General features: G+C 68.5%; 14 protein-coding genes. 5 read left to right on the forward strand and 9 right to left on the reverse strand.

Going from position 1 to position 14,036, the window contains the following annotated elements; genetic code table 11:
- Nucleotides 1-104: 104 nt before the first annotated feature.
- Genes AB0I34_RS33725 through AB0I34_RS33735 form a run of 3 tightly spaced genes read right to left on the reverse strand, consistent with a single transcriptional unit; the run spans nucleotide 105 to nucleotide 2,671 of the window.
- A complete protein-coding gene (locus AB0I34_RS33725; protein ID WP_360452968.1) occupies nucleotides 105-1,223 on the reverse strand; it encodes a CU044_5270 family protein in 1,119 nt (372 codons plus the stop codon).
- Nucleotides 1,216-1,872 (reverse strand): RNA polymerase sigma factor, encoded by a 657-nt coding sequence (locus AB0I34_RS33730; RefSeq protein ID WP_360452970.1) that lies wholly within the window; start codon nucleotides 1,870-1,872, stop codon nucleotides 1,216-1,218. The genes AB0I34_RS33725 and AB0I34_RS33730 overlap by 8 nt, the downstream gene beginning before the upstream one ends.
- A 55-nt stretch (nucleotides 1,873-1,927) precedes the next feature.
- The gene (locus AB0I34_RS33735) at nucleotides 1,928-2,671 is read right to left on the reverse strand and encodes an AraC family transcriptional regulator (RefSeq protein ID WP_360452972.1); all 744 of its coding nucleotides are present in this window, start codon (nucleotides 2,669-2,671) and stop codon (nucleotides 1,928-1,930) included.
- A gap of 84 nt (nucleotides 2,672-2,755) precedes the next feature.
- On the opposite strand from AB0I34_RS33735, the gene AB0I34_RS33740 reads away from it, so the two are divergent.
- The gene (locus AB0I34_RS33740) at nucleotides 2,756-3,523 is read left to right on the forward strand and encodes a phytanoyl-CoA dioxygenase family protein (RefSeq protein WP_360452974.1); all 768 of its coding nucleotides are present in this window, start codon (nucleotides 2,756-2,758) and stop codon (nucleotides 3,521-3,523) included.
- A 4-nt stretch (nucleotides 3,524-3,527) separates the two neighbouring features.
- Here AB0I34_RS33740 and AB0I34_RS33745 read toward each other — a convergent pair whose 3' ends face one another.
- Entirely contained in the window at nucleotides 3,528-6,437 is a 2,910-nt protein-coding gene (locus AB0I34_RS33745; protein ID WP_360452976.1) for an AAA family ATPase, read from the reverse strand.
- A 125-nt stretch (nucleotides 6,438-6,562) separates the two neighbouring features.
- On the opposite strand from AB0I34_RS33745, the gene AB0I34_RS33750 reads away from it, so the two are divergent.
- Nucleotides 6,563-7,393: a methyltransferase domain-containing protein gene (locus AB0I34_RS33750; RefSeq protein ID WP_360452978.1), complete on the forward strand. Its 831-nt coding sequence runs from the start codon at nucleotides 6,563-6,565 to the stop codon at nucleotides 7,391-7,393.
- A gap of 25 nt (nucleotides 7,394-7,418) precedes the next feature.
- Nucleotides 7,419-7,922 (forward strand): pyridoxamine 5'-phosphate oxidase family protein, encoded by a 504-nt coding sequence (locus tag AB0I34_RS33755; RefSeq protein WP_360452980.1) that lies wholly within the window; start codon nucleotides 7,419-7,421, stop codon nucleotides 7,920-7,922.
- A 71-nt stretch (nucleotides 7,923-7,993) separates the two neighbouring features.
- Here AB0I34_RS33755 and AB0I34_RS33760 read toward each other — a convergent pair whose 3' ends face one another.
- Nucleotides 7,994-9,361, reverse strand: a complete 1,368-nt coding sequence (locus tag AB0I34_RS33760) for a chloride channel protein (RefSeq protein WP_360452982.1) — start codon at nucleotides 9,359-9,361, stop codon at nucleotides 7,994-7,996.
- A 149-nt stretch (nucleotides 9,362-9,510) separates the two neighbouring features.
- Nucleotides 9,511-9,684: a hypothetical protein gene (locus AB0I34_RS33765; RefSeq protein WP_165555453.1), complete on the reverse strand. Its 174-nt coding sequence runs from the start codon at nucleotides 9,682-9,684 to the stop codon at nucleotides 9,511-9,513.
- Between the two features lie 139 nt (nucleotides 9,685-9,823).
- Here AB0I34_RS33765 and AB0I34_RS33770 point away from each other — a divergent pair, with 139 nt between their 5' ends.
- Nucleotides 9,824-12,175, forward strand: a complete 2,352-nt coding sequence (locus AB0I34_RS33770) for an arylsulfatase (RefSeq protein WP_360452984.1) — start codon at nucleotides 9,824-9,826, stop codon at nucleotides 12,173-12,175.
- 59 nt (nucleotides 12,176-12,234) lie between these two features.
- Here AB0I34_RS33770 and AB0I34_RS33775 read toward each other — a convergent pair whose 3' ends face one another.
- Nucleotides 12,235-12,684: a hypothetical protein gene (locus AB0I34_RS33775; protein WP_360452986.1), complete on the reverse strand. Its 450-nt coding sequence runs from the start codon at nucleotides 12,682-12,684 to the stop codon at nucleotides 12,235-12,237.
- A 70-nt stretch (nucleotides 12,685-12,754) separates the two neighbouring features.
- Between AB0I34_RS33775 and AB0I34_RS33780 the strand changes: the two genes are divergently transcribed.
- A complete protein-coding gene (locus AB0I34_RS33780; RefSeq protein ID WP_360452988.1) occupies nucleotides 12,755-13,192 on the forward strand; it encodes a MarR family winged helix-turn-helix transcriptional regulator in 438 nt (145 codons plus the stop codon).
- Here the strand turns inward: AB0I34_RS33780 and AB0I34_RS33785 are convergent.
- Both AB0I34_RS33785 and AB0I34_RS33790 read right to left on the reverse strand, forming a co-directional pair.
- A complete protein-coding gene (locus tag AB0I34_RS33785) occupies nucleotides 13,189-13,371 on the reverse strand; it encodes a hypothetical protein (protein WP_360452990.1) in 183 nt (60 codons plus the stop codon). The two genes, AB0I34_RS33780 and AB0I34_RS33785, sit on opposite strands and share 4 nt — an antisense overlap.
- Before the next feature lie 72 nt (nucleotides 13,372-13,443).
- Nucleotides 13,444-13,998, reverse strand: a complete 555-nt coding sequence (locus tag AB0I34_RS33790; RefSeq protein WP_360452992.1) for a hypothetical protein — start codon at nucleotides 13,996-13,998, stop codon at nucleotides 13,444-13,446.
- Nucleotides 13,999-14,036 lie beyond the last annotated feature (38 nt).

Consider the following 14,036-nt stretch of genomic DNA (forward strand, 5'->3'; position numbering starts at 1 on the left):
CCCCAACCGAAAACACCCCACCGATTTTGGTGGGGCGCCACACCCACGACATTTTGACGGGGCTCAAGGGCTGCCGCCTCAACTGTGTAGATCAGCTGTGTAGGTCAGCGGATTGCGGGGCGGTCGGGGGTGATTCGGGTGCTGACGGAGGTCCAGTTGACGATGTCGCCACGCACCAGCGGCTGCGGGTCGCCGTTGACGTTGCGGGGTGCGGTCACGGTGGCGACTTCGCGAAGGCCCAGGAACCGGCCGGTCTTGGGTTCGATGATGAGGTCCTGGCGCACACCCAAGTACTGCACCCGGCCGATCGCACGTCCGGTCTTCCCGTCGAGGTTCACAGCGTCGGCCTGGAGCTGGATGCCGGGAATCTTGCGGGCCGCCTGATAGAGGGCGGCTCGGAGGTCGGCCGGCGCGATCCCGGAGGCCATGATGGTGGCGACGCGGCCGAACGCCTCGTTGTCCGCCGCCTGAGCCGTTCGGGCCGGCAGACCACAGTTCGGCAGCTTGTTCCGGCAGTGCGCCACTCGCCGGGCGTCATCCGCGCGCAGCGCCGCCAGCAGTTTGTCAGGGTCCCGCGGCAGGCGGGCGAGGAAGTCCGCGGAAGGCATGAACCAACTGGGAGTGCAGATGTTCTTCGAGTCCTTCTTCTGGAGCATGATGCTCCCGCCCGTGCCCACCCCGCACGCGTAGGGCGACTTGATCGTCTCCGGCTTCATGTTCAACGGGTCGATCTTGCTCCAGACCTGTTTGGCCGCTGCGGGGGAGAATTCCTTTTTCGCATTGAGCACCGATATCGCCGTGTACGGCGGCTTTTGGTCGGCTGAGATCCACCAGTCGCTCACGTCGACGCGCGTGCCGACGTACGAGTTGTGAGGTCCGAATCTCCACGTCCCCTGGCTTCGCTGGGTGACCTGGCGGTACTGCCCAGGTGGGATCGGCGCGTCGGGGTTGGCGCTGGTGAGTTCGGCGGCGTTGGCCAGGAAGGTGTTCGCGTCAGCGACCGCACCGGGCTTCGGGGCGCCGTCCTTGATGACGACGTCGTTCACCAGGAAGCCGACGGCCAGCGTCGCGGCCACGGTGCCGGCCACCAGCACCCGGCGCCGGCCGACGGAGCGGCGTACGGGGGAGGAGGTCAGCAGACGCTGACGGGCGCGGGCGAGTGCGATGGGATCCGGCGGGGGTACGTCGTCGCGTACCCGCTTGAGCAGGTCGATCTCATTCATCAGGGTTCTCCTGGAAGTCGGGGCCGAGCGCCGCGCGCAGGGCACGGCGGGCTCGGTGCAGGCGGGACCGGACCGTCCCGATCGGGATGTCGAGTGCGGCGGCGATCTCCGGGTAGCTGAGGTCTTCCCACGCGAAGAGCAGCAGAATGTCGCGATCGGCTTGCCGCAGACCGGCCAGTACTCCGGCCAGGGCGCGCGAGGCCGACTGTGCGTCGACCCGGGCGGCAACCTCGGCGGCGAGCATGTCCGCGTCGTCGAACGATCCACCGGGGTCCGAGCGCGAGTAGGCGCGGTACTGGCGGACCTCGTCTCGCCGCCGTCGATGGATCAGGTTGGTGGCGATGCCGTAGAGCCAGGGCAGCGCGCCTGCCGAGGACTCGTAGTAGTGGTACCGGCGTTCGAAGGCGATCAGGAACGTCTGCCCGACCAGGTCGTCAGCTTCGGTCGTGCCGAGCCGACGGGCGACGTAGCGGTGGATCGCGACGGCATACCGATCGAACAGCAGGGCAAAGTCCTGCTGCCTGGAGGACACGAGCTGGGCGTCCGTGCGCTGGCCGACCGGATCGGTCCTCAGGGCAGCCTCTGGCGGTGGCGCCGGTTCGGGTGGCAGGCGTTCTCGGGCGAAGGCGGCCGTCTGTATTCGGTTCACGCCTGCTTCTGCCCGATCCCCAGATATCGGTTCCCGCCCACCCGGAGAGCATGCCCTAGTCGGCGGTGCGGAGCGCGCCTGGGGCCGAGCCGGTCGCGGCCTTGATGTGGCGGCTGAGGTGGCTGACCGAGTCGTAACCGGTCAGGTCTGCGATCGCCTGCAGCGGCAACGTGGAGTTGCGGAGGTGGCCCAGCGCGTGCCGGAGCCGTACGTGCTGCAGCGCCGTACTCGGGCTCGTGCCGCGCAGCCGCGCGAAGGATGCCCGCAGCCCGGAGGGCGAGATGCCGAGTTCGGCGGCGACCGAGGCGATCCGGATTCCCGAGGCGAAGCGTTCCTCGAAGATCCGCTCTGCCTGCGCGACCAGTTGCTCCGCCGCGGTCACCGGCGCAGCTGCCGCGCGGCGCAGCAACAGGTCGAGTTCGCCGAGCAGCAACGAGCAGAGCTGGTCGCTGTCGTCGCTGGGCTGCGTGCTCTCGCGGACGAGCGAGTCGAAGACCCGGCCGAGGTTGCGGTCGCCGTCGTCGAAGCAGACGCGTGGCCAGGGCCAGCGCGGAGCCGCGTCGACCTGCAGGAAGCGGTTGGCGTAGCCGGTGCGGCTGAGCTCGGCGTGCCACGTCCGCGGTGGGGTGAGCAGCACGGTCCCCGGCGTGGCGGCGTACGTCTCGTCGCCGATCGGGCAGGTGATCCGCCCGCGCACGTAGTACACCAGCTCCCACGAGGTGTGCGCGTGCGACGGATAGTCCTTGCCCGGCCCGGCGGTGTGTACGCCGGCGCCGAGCAATCGAAGCGATTTGTGCATAACCGCTGTCGCCTTCTGCATTGTTTTCCTGGTACGTCGCATCGATGCTGGCATCGATTCGTGCATCTGGGAAGGAGTGCTTGGATGGATATGGCGACCGCACTGCGCGACCTCGGGGTGACCGACGACGTACTCACGCACGGCGAGAAGGACCAGCTCGACCGCGACGGATTCCTCCCCCTGGAGGGAATCCTCACGCCGGAGGAGGTGTCCGGGTTCACCAAGCGGATGGCGGAGCTGACCGCCGCCGAGGGCGACCGAGCGGGCCTGGAAGTCCACCAGGAGAACGGCACCGACCGACTCGCCGACCTGGTGAACAAGGACCCGAGGTTCGAGGTGTGCTTCAGCCACCCACGCGTCCTGGCCGCGATGCAGCACGTGCTCGGCGAGTTCAGGTTGTCGTCCCTCAACAGCCGCGCGGCGTTGCCAGGTCAGGGGCACCAGGGCCTGCATGCGGACTTCGGCCACCCGGTCGAGCCTGGCGCGTACGAGGTGTGCAACTCGCTCTGGCTGCTCGACGACTTCACTCCGCAGAACGGCGCGACACGCGTCGTCCCCGGGTCGCATCGGCGCGGAACCATGCCTGGAGACGAGATGGCCAATCCGGGCGACGAGCACCCGGAGCAGATCCAGCTGACCGGCAAGGCCGGGACGGTCGTGGTCTTCAACAGCCACCTGTGGCACGGCGGCACCCTGAACCGCACCGACAAGCCGCGCAGGGCGATGCACTCCTACTTCGCGCTGCGCCACCTGCCGCAGCAGCTCGACCAGCAGGCGTACCTCCGGGTCGAGACGTACAAGCGGCTGAGTCCCGCGCAACGCTTCATCCTCGACGTCAGCGGCACCGGTTGAGTCGTCAGTCTTCGACGGTCAGTTGGTGAGCGATCCGTGCTGCTTCGAGGCGACTCGACACGTCGAGTTTCCGCAGGATGTGCGAGACATGGACGCTGGTCGTCTTGATGCTGATCGTGAGTTCGGCGGCGATCTCCCGATTCGTGTAGCCACGGGCGAGCAGCCGGAGTACTTCGCGTTCGCGCGCCGTGAGACCGAGGGCGTCGTCCTGGTCGCGGAGCGCGGGTTGATCCGAGAGGTCGAGGTGGGCCCGCTGCGCGAGCAGCTCGAGCTCGTTCATCAACGGTCGCGCGCCGAGCCTGCTCGCAACCAGGTGCCCTTCGCGGGCGGGGACCGCCGCGTCCGCTCGCGAAGCGCCGGCGGCGACAAGCGCCTCGGCATGCCGCCAACGGCAGTAGGCGGCAGGGTACGGGCGCTCCAGTTGATCCCAGGCTGCGCTCGCCGCCTCCCACAACGCCGGTTGGGAGCAGCCCTCGACGCGGGAGTGCTCGGCTTCGGCGAGGGCGAGCCAGCCGGCCGCGTCCAGTGTCACCGCAGCCGCATCGGCGGCCGAGCGGTGGGCACGTTCGAGCAGCTGCTTCGCGCGACGGCGCGCGTCGTCGACACCCGCTGTGTCGCGGCGGATCGCCGCCAGCTGCGCACGGTCCGTCTCGGCTTGGATGGCCAGAGCGCACACCCTCGGCTCGCGGATCTTCACTTCGCCCGGCGAGTCGAGGCGCAGCTCGGCATCGAGCACCCGTGCTGCCTCCTCCGGCCGACGTTCCCACAGGGCGAGCTCCGCCACGAGGCAGGAGTACGCCGCCGTCAACTGCGGCTCGAGCGCCGCCGGCCGCGCCGCTTCCAGGTGCTGCCGTGCAACGGCAAACGCGCCACGCCGGATCTCCAGCTCTGCGCGGATCAGGTGCACGCCCTCGGGCCGAAAACTGCTGGTCAGGTGGAGCGCCGCATCGAGCACCTCCTCGGCGCGAACCCAGTCACCCAAGCCGAGGAGCGCCTCTGCCGCGTTGGCCGCGATGACGATGCCACTGCTCCGCTCGTACCCGTACCGGCGAGACTTGGCGACACCGTCGAGCGCGTCCTGAGCCGCCTCGCGCAGCCGGCCGCCGATCAGGTGCACGTCCGAGAGCAACACATACGTTCGCAGCTCCTCGACCACCGCGCCACGCTCCCGCGCGCGCCGGCGGGCGTCCAGAAGGCACTCGATGCCCTCGGCGCCGCGCCCGAGGAGTTGCAGGTCCAGGCCGAGGACGGCGAGCGCCCTGAGGGCGGGTAAGTCGTCGCCGATCGCAGCTGCGACCGCCAGCGCCTGCTCACAGGCGGTGCGCGACTCGACGGGCCGCAAGGACAGGCTCAGCGCATTGCCGAGTGCGGAGAGGACGCGGGCTCGCTGCGGCGAAGGCGGCTGCTCCGGAACGAGCTCGACCGCCCGTTCGAACGCTGCCCTGGCGCCGTGTCGATCGCCGATCGGGAGGAGGTACGTGCCGAGCCGTTCATACAGCAGGCCGGTCTCCGCGTCGTCATCCGCCAGCGAGATCGCCTGTTGCAGCAGCTCCGGAGCCCGCTGGCCGGCACCGGAGAAGTACGCGACCTCGGCGGCCCCCGTCAGCACCCGGCCGAGGTCGTGCCCGGTCACGGACTCGGGGTCGTCGACCTGGTCCCACAGATCGAGCGCGCGGTCGAAATGCTGAAGTGCCTCCGCCGGGCCGGAGACAGCCTCCGCGTCCAGCGCCGCCTCGATCGACGATTGGAGCGCCTCTCTGGGTCTCCCGGCCGCCGACCAGTGGTGCGCCAACTCGGACGCGGTCGAACCGGGCTGCGCGCGCAGTGCACGGGCGAGACGCTCATGCAGTTCCTCGCGCTCGCCCGGCAGGAGAGTCGTATACACAGCCTCGGCTAGGAGTGCGTGCCGGAAGCGGAAAGAGCCAGCCGCTTGGTCCGGCACGAGTACGTCGTACTCGACCGTCTTGCGTAACGCCTCGACGAGTCGTTCCTCGGGCAAGTCTGCGACCGCGGCGAGCAGCCGGTACGGGACGTCACGCCCAGCGGCGGCGGCGATGCGGAGGAGCGCGCGGCTCTCACCATCGAGGCCATCGAGTCGCTGCAGCAGTACGTCGCGAAGTACCCGGGGAAGCGTCTGCTCGCCACGGACCGCAGCCGCTAGGAGCTCTTCGGCGAAGAACGGATTCCCCTGCGAGCGTTCGTAGATCTCGTTCGCCAGCTCCGCCGGGACGGGCGTCTCCGCGGTCCCGGCGAGCAGTTGCGCGATCTCGTCACGCTCCAGCGGCTCCACCGCCAGAGCAGTCGCGGCCCGCGCGCGCAGTAGCTCCCCGACGAGGCGTCGCAGCGAGCTGTCCGGGACGAGCTCGTCGCTGCGGTACGTCGCGACCAGCAGCAGCCTCCGCTCACGCGCGGCGTGCGCGAGGAACGACACGAGATCCAGCGTTGATCGGTCAGCCCAGTGCAGGTCCTCGACGACGAGGACGACCGGCGCTTCGGCGCCGAGGTGTTCGAGCAGGGCGAGCGTCTCCTCGAACAGTCGGAGCCGCGAGTCAGGGCCGTCCGAAGCTGCAGCCGTCTGTGGCTCCGTCAGCTCCGGGACAAGCCGCGACAACTCCGGAAGCGAGCGACCCGCGACGGCCGCTGATCTCCGCAGCGGCCAGAGCGCCTCGACGAGAGGGAGATAGGGCATGCCGCTGCCGACGAGATCGATACAGCGCCCCCGCAGTACGGTTGCACCCGTCCGCTGCGCCCGACCGCCCAGCTCGGACACGAGTCGGGTCTTGCCGATGCCGGCGTCGCCCTCGACCAGGACCGTGGAGCCACCAGCGCGTGCCGCGGCAGCGAGCGTCGCATCGAGGCGTTGCAGCGCGTCGGCCCGCCCCACGAACCTCGGCCACGCCGGTCCTGGCTCCATGTCTAGTTCGAGTATGCGCCCGGGATAGGACGTCGGTCGCCGGGAAGTAGGACGGACCTCCCGATTGTGCAGGCCCCGCCTGAGGGCCAGCATCGAAGGACGAGCCAGCCGGTGGGGGAGGGGCGATGACGACACAGCAGCAGGTTCGGGACGCGATGCAGTTCGTCAACGAGCAGGACGCCGCGACGGTCGAGCGCTTCATCGAACGGCTCGAGCTCCGCGGCAAGGATCCGACGTTCGTGGCGTACCGCGAGGCCTACCTCGACGCGATGGACCTGCCGCCGACGGCCAGCATCCTGGAAGTCGGCTGCGGTACCGGCGTCGTGTCCCGCGCGATCGCCTCCCGCGACGGATTCGCCGGCTCGGTGACGGGGGTCGATCAGAGCCAGGACTTCATCGCGGTCGCCCAGACGCTCGCGGCGAACGAAGGCGTTGGCGACCGCGTCCAGTTCGCGGTCGGCGATGCGCACAAGCTCGACCTCCCGACCGCCGGCTTCGACGCTGCCATCGCCCACACCCTCGTCAGTCACGTCCGCGACCCACTCGCGGTACTCAAGGAGATGGCGCGTGTCGTCCGCCCCGACGGCATCGTTGCCCTCTTCGACGGCGACTACGCGTCCCTCACGTTCGACTGCGCTGATCCGGCCCTCGGCAAGGCTGTCGAAGCCGCGCTCGAGGCGATGATCATGAGCTCGGCGCGAGTCATGCGCGAGCTCCCGCGCCTGCTGCCGAAGGCGGGACTGCGACTGCTTGTCACGCAGGCGAACGTCTACGCGGAGACCGGTTCGAGCACGTTCATGCTCAACCTGGCCGAGACCTACGCGCCACTGATCGCCGTGCAGGGCCTCCTACCCGCAGCACAGGTCGACGAGTGGCTCGCACACCAACGCCGTTCGGCCGCCGACGGCACGTTCTTCGCCGCCTGCAACTACTACGCCTATCTGGCCCGACCCTGAGTGCTCGCCCGATAGGATCCGGCGGGTGGAGGATCCCGAGCTCGCGGTCTGGTTGGGGCAGTTGCAGGAAGAGTCGTTCGACCGGGCGGGGTTGGCTACGCGTACGGCGTACCCGCCGGAGCGACGGATGACCGGACTCCAGCTGGCCGGATATCTGGAGCGCCGGAGCTACGCGCTCGCTTCCTCCACCCGGCCCGACGGTCGTGCACACGCCGCGCCGACCCTGTACTCCATTTACGCGCAGGCGTTCTGGCTTCCCACGGTCGGCGGCGCGGTCCGGCTCCGCAACGTGCAGGCACACCCGTGGCTGGCCCTGTCTGTCCTCGAGGGTGACCACGACGCGCACGCCGCGGTGCTCACGGAGGGGCCGGCCGAGGTGCTGACCACCGTTCCGGACGACGTGTGGGAGTTAACGCGCCGCCGCAACGACGGCGGCAGCGTGGAATGGGCCACGGCCTGGCTGCGGATGACCCCGCAACGACTGTTCAGCTTCGCCGAAGTCGCCTGGCAGGAATCCAGTAGCTCCTGACGACCTTCGCGCATCCGCAAGGTCGACGTACGCGAACGCCTTCGATCGTCGTGGTCGAGGTACGGCGGCCTTCATGGCTGGTGTCCGGCCGGTTGTTGATCCGGATTCGGGAGCACGTTGGTGAGGACGAAGGCGACCACGACAGCGACCACGACCTGCGGTGTCACCAACACACCGTCGGTACCGAGCAACAGGGTGGCCAGCAGGGTCGAGGTCAACGGCAGCCGCAGCATCGCGGCACACATCGCTCCGATGCCCATGCCGATCGCCGGCGCCAGACTCATGCCGGGCAGACCCGCCGCGGCGATCCCCAGCACCGCACCGATGAACATGGCGGGGAAGACCGGCCCGCCCCGGAACGCGCTGAGCGCGAGTCCGTACGCGAGCAACTTGCAAGCGGCGAGCAGGATCAGCACCCCGACCGAGTAGTTTGCGGCGTCTTCGACCAGCGCGGGCAGGGCATCCTGGCCGGAGAACAAGACCTGATTGAAACTGTTGTCGGAGATCAGCTGGTAGGCCATGGCGATCAGCCCGATGAGAAGGCCGAGAACCGCCGTCACCAGCACCCGGTTCACGTGTACGACCGCACGCAGCGACAGCCCGATCCAGCGGATCACCCAGCCGAGCAGCGCCCCGGCCGCGCCCATGGCAAGAGCCCAGGCCATCGTGGCCACCGTCGGATCCACCGCCGGCGGCACGGAGGGGAGGGCCAGCGAGAAGCTGCCGAGCCCCGTCCAATTGTCCAGACCGACGAAGACCAGAGCGCCGATCCCGGAGGCCAGCAAGCCCGGCAGCGCTACCAAGCTCAGCGTCGCACCTCCGATGCCGGCGACCTCCATGATCAGGAACGCGCCGAGCACGGGGGAGCCGAGCAGCGTACTGATCGCAGCGAAGCTACCGGCCGACGCCATGATCGTCAGCGCCATCGGTGGCGCGTCCTTCCTGACCAGATGCACCGTCAGCACCGCGAGGCCACCACCGATGGCGATCAGGGGAGCCTCAGGCCCGAGGACGGCGCCAAGACTGAGTGTGCTCAAGGCAGCCAGGATGATGCCGAAGAGCTCCTTGTCAGCCGGCGGACCTCCACCGGTCTGGAACCCGAAGGCGGGTGAGTGACCACCGTTGCCGGGCAGATACCGAATGGTCGACCCGGTCAACAGTCCGCACAGCACCAACCAGGGCACCGGCCACCAGGCTGGTACGCCTCCGCTGAAGATCTCCTGCGGAAGATCGTCGAACAGGGCCTGCTGGATCGCGCTGACCAGAGCGAGGAAACCGTACGCGACGGCCGAGATCGGAATGCCGAGGATCGCGGCGAGCAGCAGCGCGGAAAGATACGGCTTCGAACGGATGACCGTGACCGGGTCCATCGCCGGTGGCCCGCCCGACGGCCGCTCAGCCGCGCGCGATGCGCCCGCCGGGCGTTGCGAGTCGGTCATGACACGTGCCTCCCGGACGAGAACAACCCCGGCCGCGTCGTCACCTGAGCTCGCCGAAGACCTCCCTCACGATCCGTGGTCGAGGCGCCCGGCCACATCGTCCCGGCCGGATGATCGTTCACCGCTCCACGGTGGGAGCGGTACGACGGTCAGCGGCGCCGCCCCCACCGACGCCCGGCCCCGACACCGGCCAAATGCAGCGCGATGCAGAGCAGGCCGGCCATCAGCAGCGTCTGAGGCGTAAACGCATCGCTCACACTGGCGTTGGCCCAGTCCAGGATGAGTGCCAGCCCAAAGATCACAGCGGCGATGATCGCGAACATTGAGTGCTCCTTCGAACGATCGGGCGGAAGTAGCACTCAGGTACCCATCCGCCAACCACGGGTGATTCACCCCACGCGGGGGATGTGGCGCGCGCGGCGTTCGGCTGAGGTGGGTGGACATTCTGCGAGGGGGCCACGGATGGCGCTGAACGAGTACGAAGCCGGCACCGGATTCACCGGCACGATCGGCAGGACGGCGGACGAGTCGTCCCCCGCGTGGCCGAAGCCCACCCGCGCCACGCCGGGTGCTCCCAACGTTCTGATGGTCGTTCTCGACGACACCGGCTTCGGCCAACTCAGCTGTTACGGCAGCCCGATCGCGACGCCGAACTTCGACAGTCTGGCTGCCAGCGGACTGCGCTACAACAACATGCACACCACGGCGCTGTGCTCGCCGAGCCGTTCGTGCATCGTGTCCGGACGCAACCACCACAGCAACGGGATGGCGTGCATCACCGAGTTCGCGACGGGCTATCCCGGGTACAACGGTGTGGTCCCGTTCGAGAACGGGTTCCTGTCGGAAATGCTGCTCGGGCAGGGGTACAGCACGTTCATGGTCGGCAAGTGGCACCTCACTCCGAGCAACCAGGAGACCGCGGCCGGGCCGTACGACCGTTGGCCGCTGTCGCGCGGCTTCGAGCGGTTCTACGGATTCCTCGGCGGCGACACCAGCCAGTGGTACCCCGACCTGGTGTACGACAACCACCAGGTCGAGCCGCCCGCGACGCCCGAGCAGGGCTACCACCTGACCGAGGACCTGGTGGACCGGTCGATCCAGTTCGTCGTCGACGCGAAGCAGGTCGATCCGGACAAGCCCTTCTACCTGCATCTGTGCTTCGGTGCGACCCACGCGCCGCACCACGCCCCGAAGGAGTGGGCGGACAAATACGCCGGCCAGTTCGACGACGGCTGGGACGCATACCGGGAGCGGGTGTTCGCCGAGCAGAAGGCGCTGGGGATCGTCCCTGCCGATGCGGAGCTGTCTCGTCACGACCCCGACGTACCCGACTGGGAGTCCCTGCCCGCACCGGCCCGCCGCCTGTACAGCCGGATGATGGAGGTCTTCGCCGGCTTCCTCAGCCATACCGACCACCATCTGGGCCGCCTGCTGGAGTTCCTCAGCGAGCAGGGCGAGCTCGACAACACCATCGTGATGGTGATCTCCGACAACGGCGCCAGCGCCGAAGGTGGCCCGACCGGCACCACCAACGAGGCACAGTTCTTCAACAACGCCCCGGAGTCCCTCGAGGACAGCCTCGCGGTCATCGACGAGATCGGCGGTCCCAAGCACTTCAACCACTACCCGTGGGGCTGGACCTGGGCCGGCAACACGCCGTTCCGCCGGTGGAAGCGCGAGACCTACCGGGGCGGGAGCTCCGACCCGTTCATCGTCAGCTGGCCACAGGGCATCAAGGCCAGGGGCGAAGTGCGAACGCAGTACGCGCACCTCATCGACATGGTGCCGACCGTCCTCGACGCGCTCGGCCTCGAGCCGCCGGCCACGATCAGGGGTATCACGCAGTCGCCGCTTCAGGGGGTGAGCTTCGCGCACACGTTCGACGACGCGGACGCAGCGACCAAGCACCGCACCCAGTACTTCGAAATGCTCGGTCACCGCTCCATCTACCACGACGGCTGGCGAGCGGTCTGCCCGTGGCCCGGCCCTTCGTTCACCGAAGCCGGAACAGGTTTCGGTGAACCCATCTCGGCGGACAAGCTCACCGAGCTCGACTCGACGGGCTGGGAGCTGTACCACGTGGCCGACGACTTCGCCGAGAACCACGACCTCGCAAGCAAACACCGCGACAAGCTCATCGCACTCATCGGCATGTGGTACGCCGAGGCCGGCAAGTACGGCGTACTGCCGGTCGACGGGAGCGGCCTCGCGCGGCTTGTCGCCGACAAGCCGCGGGCTGCGGTACCGCGGGACACGTACGTCTACCGGCCGAACACCCAGTCGATCCCGTTCGGCGCCGGCCCTCGGGTGCTGAACCGGCCGCACAGCATCACCGCCGACGTGGACCTGCCCGAGGACGGCGCCGAGGGAGTTCTGTTGAGCCAGGGCACAGCGGCCGGCGGATACTCGCTGTTCATCAAGGACCGCAAACTGCATTATGTGCACAACTACGTCGGCCGAGGCCTGTACAAGGTGTCCACGCCGGAGGTGCTCCCGGCCGGTCCGCACAAGCTGCGCTTCGAGTTCGAGCCGACCGGAAAACCGGATATGGCGAACGGCCGCGGAGCACCGGGAACGATGCAGCTCTACGTGGACGAGACCCTCGTCGCCCAGGCCGAGGCACCGGTGACCACACCCTTCATCCTCAACCCCGGTGCCCTCACCTGCGGCGCCAACCCCGGCTCCCCGGTAACGCCGGACTACCCGTCCCCGTTCCGCTTCACCGGCACCCTGCGAACCGTCACCATCGACATTTCCGGCGACCTCATCACCGACAGCGAAAGCGAACTCCGCGCAGCAATGGCCCGCCAGTAACCACTACCTCGCGGCCGCCGGCGCAGCGAGCCGACCGTGTGGCGCGGGGGTCGGGTTTCTCACGCCGGCACCTCGTCGAATGCGACCGCTTCGATCGTCGCCGGGTCGGTCTCGGCGAGCTGCTGCAGAAGGGCGCGGGCTGTCTCGACCCGGGTCGGGTCGAAGAGGCTGAACACCCGGCCGCTCGCCGTGCCGATCCGGTCACGGACGGCCGCATAGCGCTCGGATCCTGCGGGAGTGAGGTGGAGTAGCTCGTCGCGGTCCTCGATGAGACCGCCTGCGGCGAGGCGCGCGAGCAGCGCGTCGGCCCTCGGGCCGTCGTACCCACTGGTGGAGAGCAGGTCCTTGACGGTTCTGGTCGGGGTAGCGCCCCGCAGGCCGAGGGCGTTGAGCGTGAACCACGCGCCGGGCTCGAGGTCCTCCTCGGTGAGGATCCGGGTCAGTGGACCGCGCAGGTTGCGCTCAGCCAGCGCCATCGCGGTGCCGAACGGGAGTGTCGGTGCGTTCATAGTCGTTGTTCCTCCTAAGATAGACAGGCAGCTGTCCACTACCGTACTCAAAAGACAGGAGACTGTCTATATGCCTGGGCATCCCCAACCACTCATCGGGTTGCTGCTGCGCCTGGCGAACCAGCGCTGGTCCACGGAGATGGACGCGGAGCTCGAGAAGCTCGGTGTCCGCGGCCTCACCGCGGCCCACGCGCGAGTGATCCCGTTCGTACCGCCTGAGGGCGTCAGCGTCCAGGCGCTCGCTACCAAGGCCAACGTGCGCAAGCAGACCATGGCCCAGAGTGTCGAGCAGCTGATCGCGGCCGGCCTGGTCGAGCGCCGTCCGGACCCCAACGATCGGCGCGCGTGGCTCGTCGTACTCACCGAGGCCGGGCGTGCGATCCGACCGAAGTCCCACAAGGCGGGGAGTGCTGTCGAGCGCGCCTGGGCCGACCAGCTCGGCGAGGATCGACTGGAGGCTCTCCGGGCAGCGTTGATCGAACTCGTCGGATACGACGCAGAGATCTAGCTGGCCTCGGCCAACTGCTGGAGGGACTGCCTCATCGCGGCACGATCCGGATAGCCGTGTCGTGCACCAACTCTGTAGACGTAGTGCCGGTCGCTCTTCATCACCGCAGCGACGTACCAAACGGGCCTGCCCGCGGCCAGCATCGCCACTATCGTTCGGTGTTCGGGTGTCGTGAACATGCTGAACCTCCTCAGCTCGGTGTTGGGTGTGAGCCGGTTGGCGGTCCGGCTCACACAGTTGCCCTTCCTTGCTCAGAAGCACGCCTCGGCGTAGTAGCACGGTTGCCAGTACCACGGGTCAGGCGGCGGCGGGTCCACAAAGGTGATGCGGAAGTGCGCCTGGTTCTGGATGAACTGCCCTGAGTTGCCGGTCAGATAGTTGGCGCGGACCGTCCAGACCTCCCCTCCAACCGTGTGCCTCGCAAGGTTGACGAACGTCTCGTTCGCGACGCAGTTGCCTCCGGCAACCCCGCTGTTGAAGATGAACCGCCCGCTGACGTTGCTTTCGACGTTCCAGAACGCCGAGGTGTACGGCCGCAGACCGTTGCCGCCGACCCGCAGCGATGTCGAGTCACCGGCGAACATCTGGTAGTCGTCGGTGCCACCGTCCACCGGCTGGTTCTCGAACCGGAAGCTGGACGGGTACACCGAGGTCAGGTAGACGTGAGCGTTGGTCCTACACGTCGCCGCCTGGGCGGGCCCTGAAGTAACGACCGAGACCACCGCCAACGGGACCAACACGGCCGCCACGGCGGCGACCCGTTTCACCACCCGCCGCCAGCGGCCGGATGTGCGCGTGTATTGCATGACTGTTCCCTTCCCTGGAGCTGCGGATCGGTCGACCG

Origin of the sequence: Kribbella sp. NPDC050281 (assembly GCF_040655855.1) — a bacterium.
Classification (GTDB): domain Bacteria; phylum Actinomycetota; class Actinomycetes; order Propionibacteriales; family Kribbellaceae; genus Kribbella.

Coding starts and splice junctions, on each gene's coding strand:
- AB0I34_RS33785 (WP_360452990.1), bottom strand. CDS start 13,371: ATGTTCACGACACCCGAACACCGAACGATAGTGGCGATGCTGGCCGCG.
- AB0I34_RS33750 (WP_360452978.1), top strand. CDS start 6,563: ATGACGACACAGCAGCAGGTTCGGGACGCGATGCAGTTCGTCAACGAG.
- AB0I34_RS33790 (WP_360452992.1), bottom strand. CDS start 13,998: ATGCAATACACGCGCACATCCGGCCGCTGGCGGCGGGTGGTGAAACGG.
- AB0I34_RS33780 (WP_360452988.1), top strand. CDS start 12,755: ATGCCTGGGCATCCCCAACCACTCATCGGGTTGCTGCTGCGCCTGGCG.
- AB0I34_RS33775 (WP_360452986.1), bottom strand. CDS start 12,684: ATGAACGCACCGACACTCCCGTTCGGCACCGCGATGGCGCTGGCTGAG.
- AB0I34_RS33765 (WP_165555453.1), bottom strand. CDS start 9,684: ATGTTCGCGATCATCGCCGCTGTGATCTTTGGGCTGGCACTCATCCTG.
- AB0I34_RS33735 (WP_360452972.1), bottom strand. CDS start 2,671: ATGCACAAATCGCTTCGATTGCTCGGCGCCGGCGTACACACCGCCGGG.
- AB0I34_RS33770 (WP_360452984.1), top strand. CDS start 9,824: ATGGCGCTGAACGAGTACGAAGCCGGCACCGGATTCACCGGCACGATC.
- AB0I34_RS33725 (WP_360452968.1), bottom strand. CDS start 1,223: ATGAATGAGATCGACCTGCTCAAGCGGGTACGCGACGACGTACCCCCG.
- AB0I34_RS33745 (WP_360452976.1), bottom strand. CDS start 6,437: ATGGAGCCAGGACCGGCGTGGCCGAGGTTCGTGGGGCGGGCCGACGCG.
- AB0I34_RS33760 (WP_360452982.1), bottom strand. CDS start 9,361: ATGACCGACTCGCAACGCCCGGCGGGCGCATCGCGCGCGGCTGAGCGG.
- AB0I34_RS33740 (WP_360452974.1), top strand. CDS start 2,756: ATGGATATGGCGACCGCACTGCGCGACCTCGGGGTGACCGACGACGTA.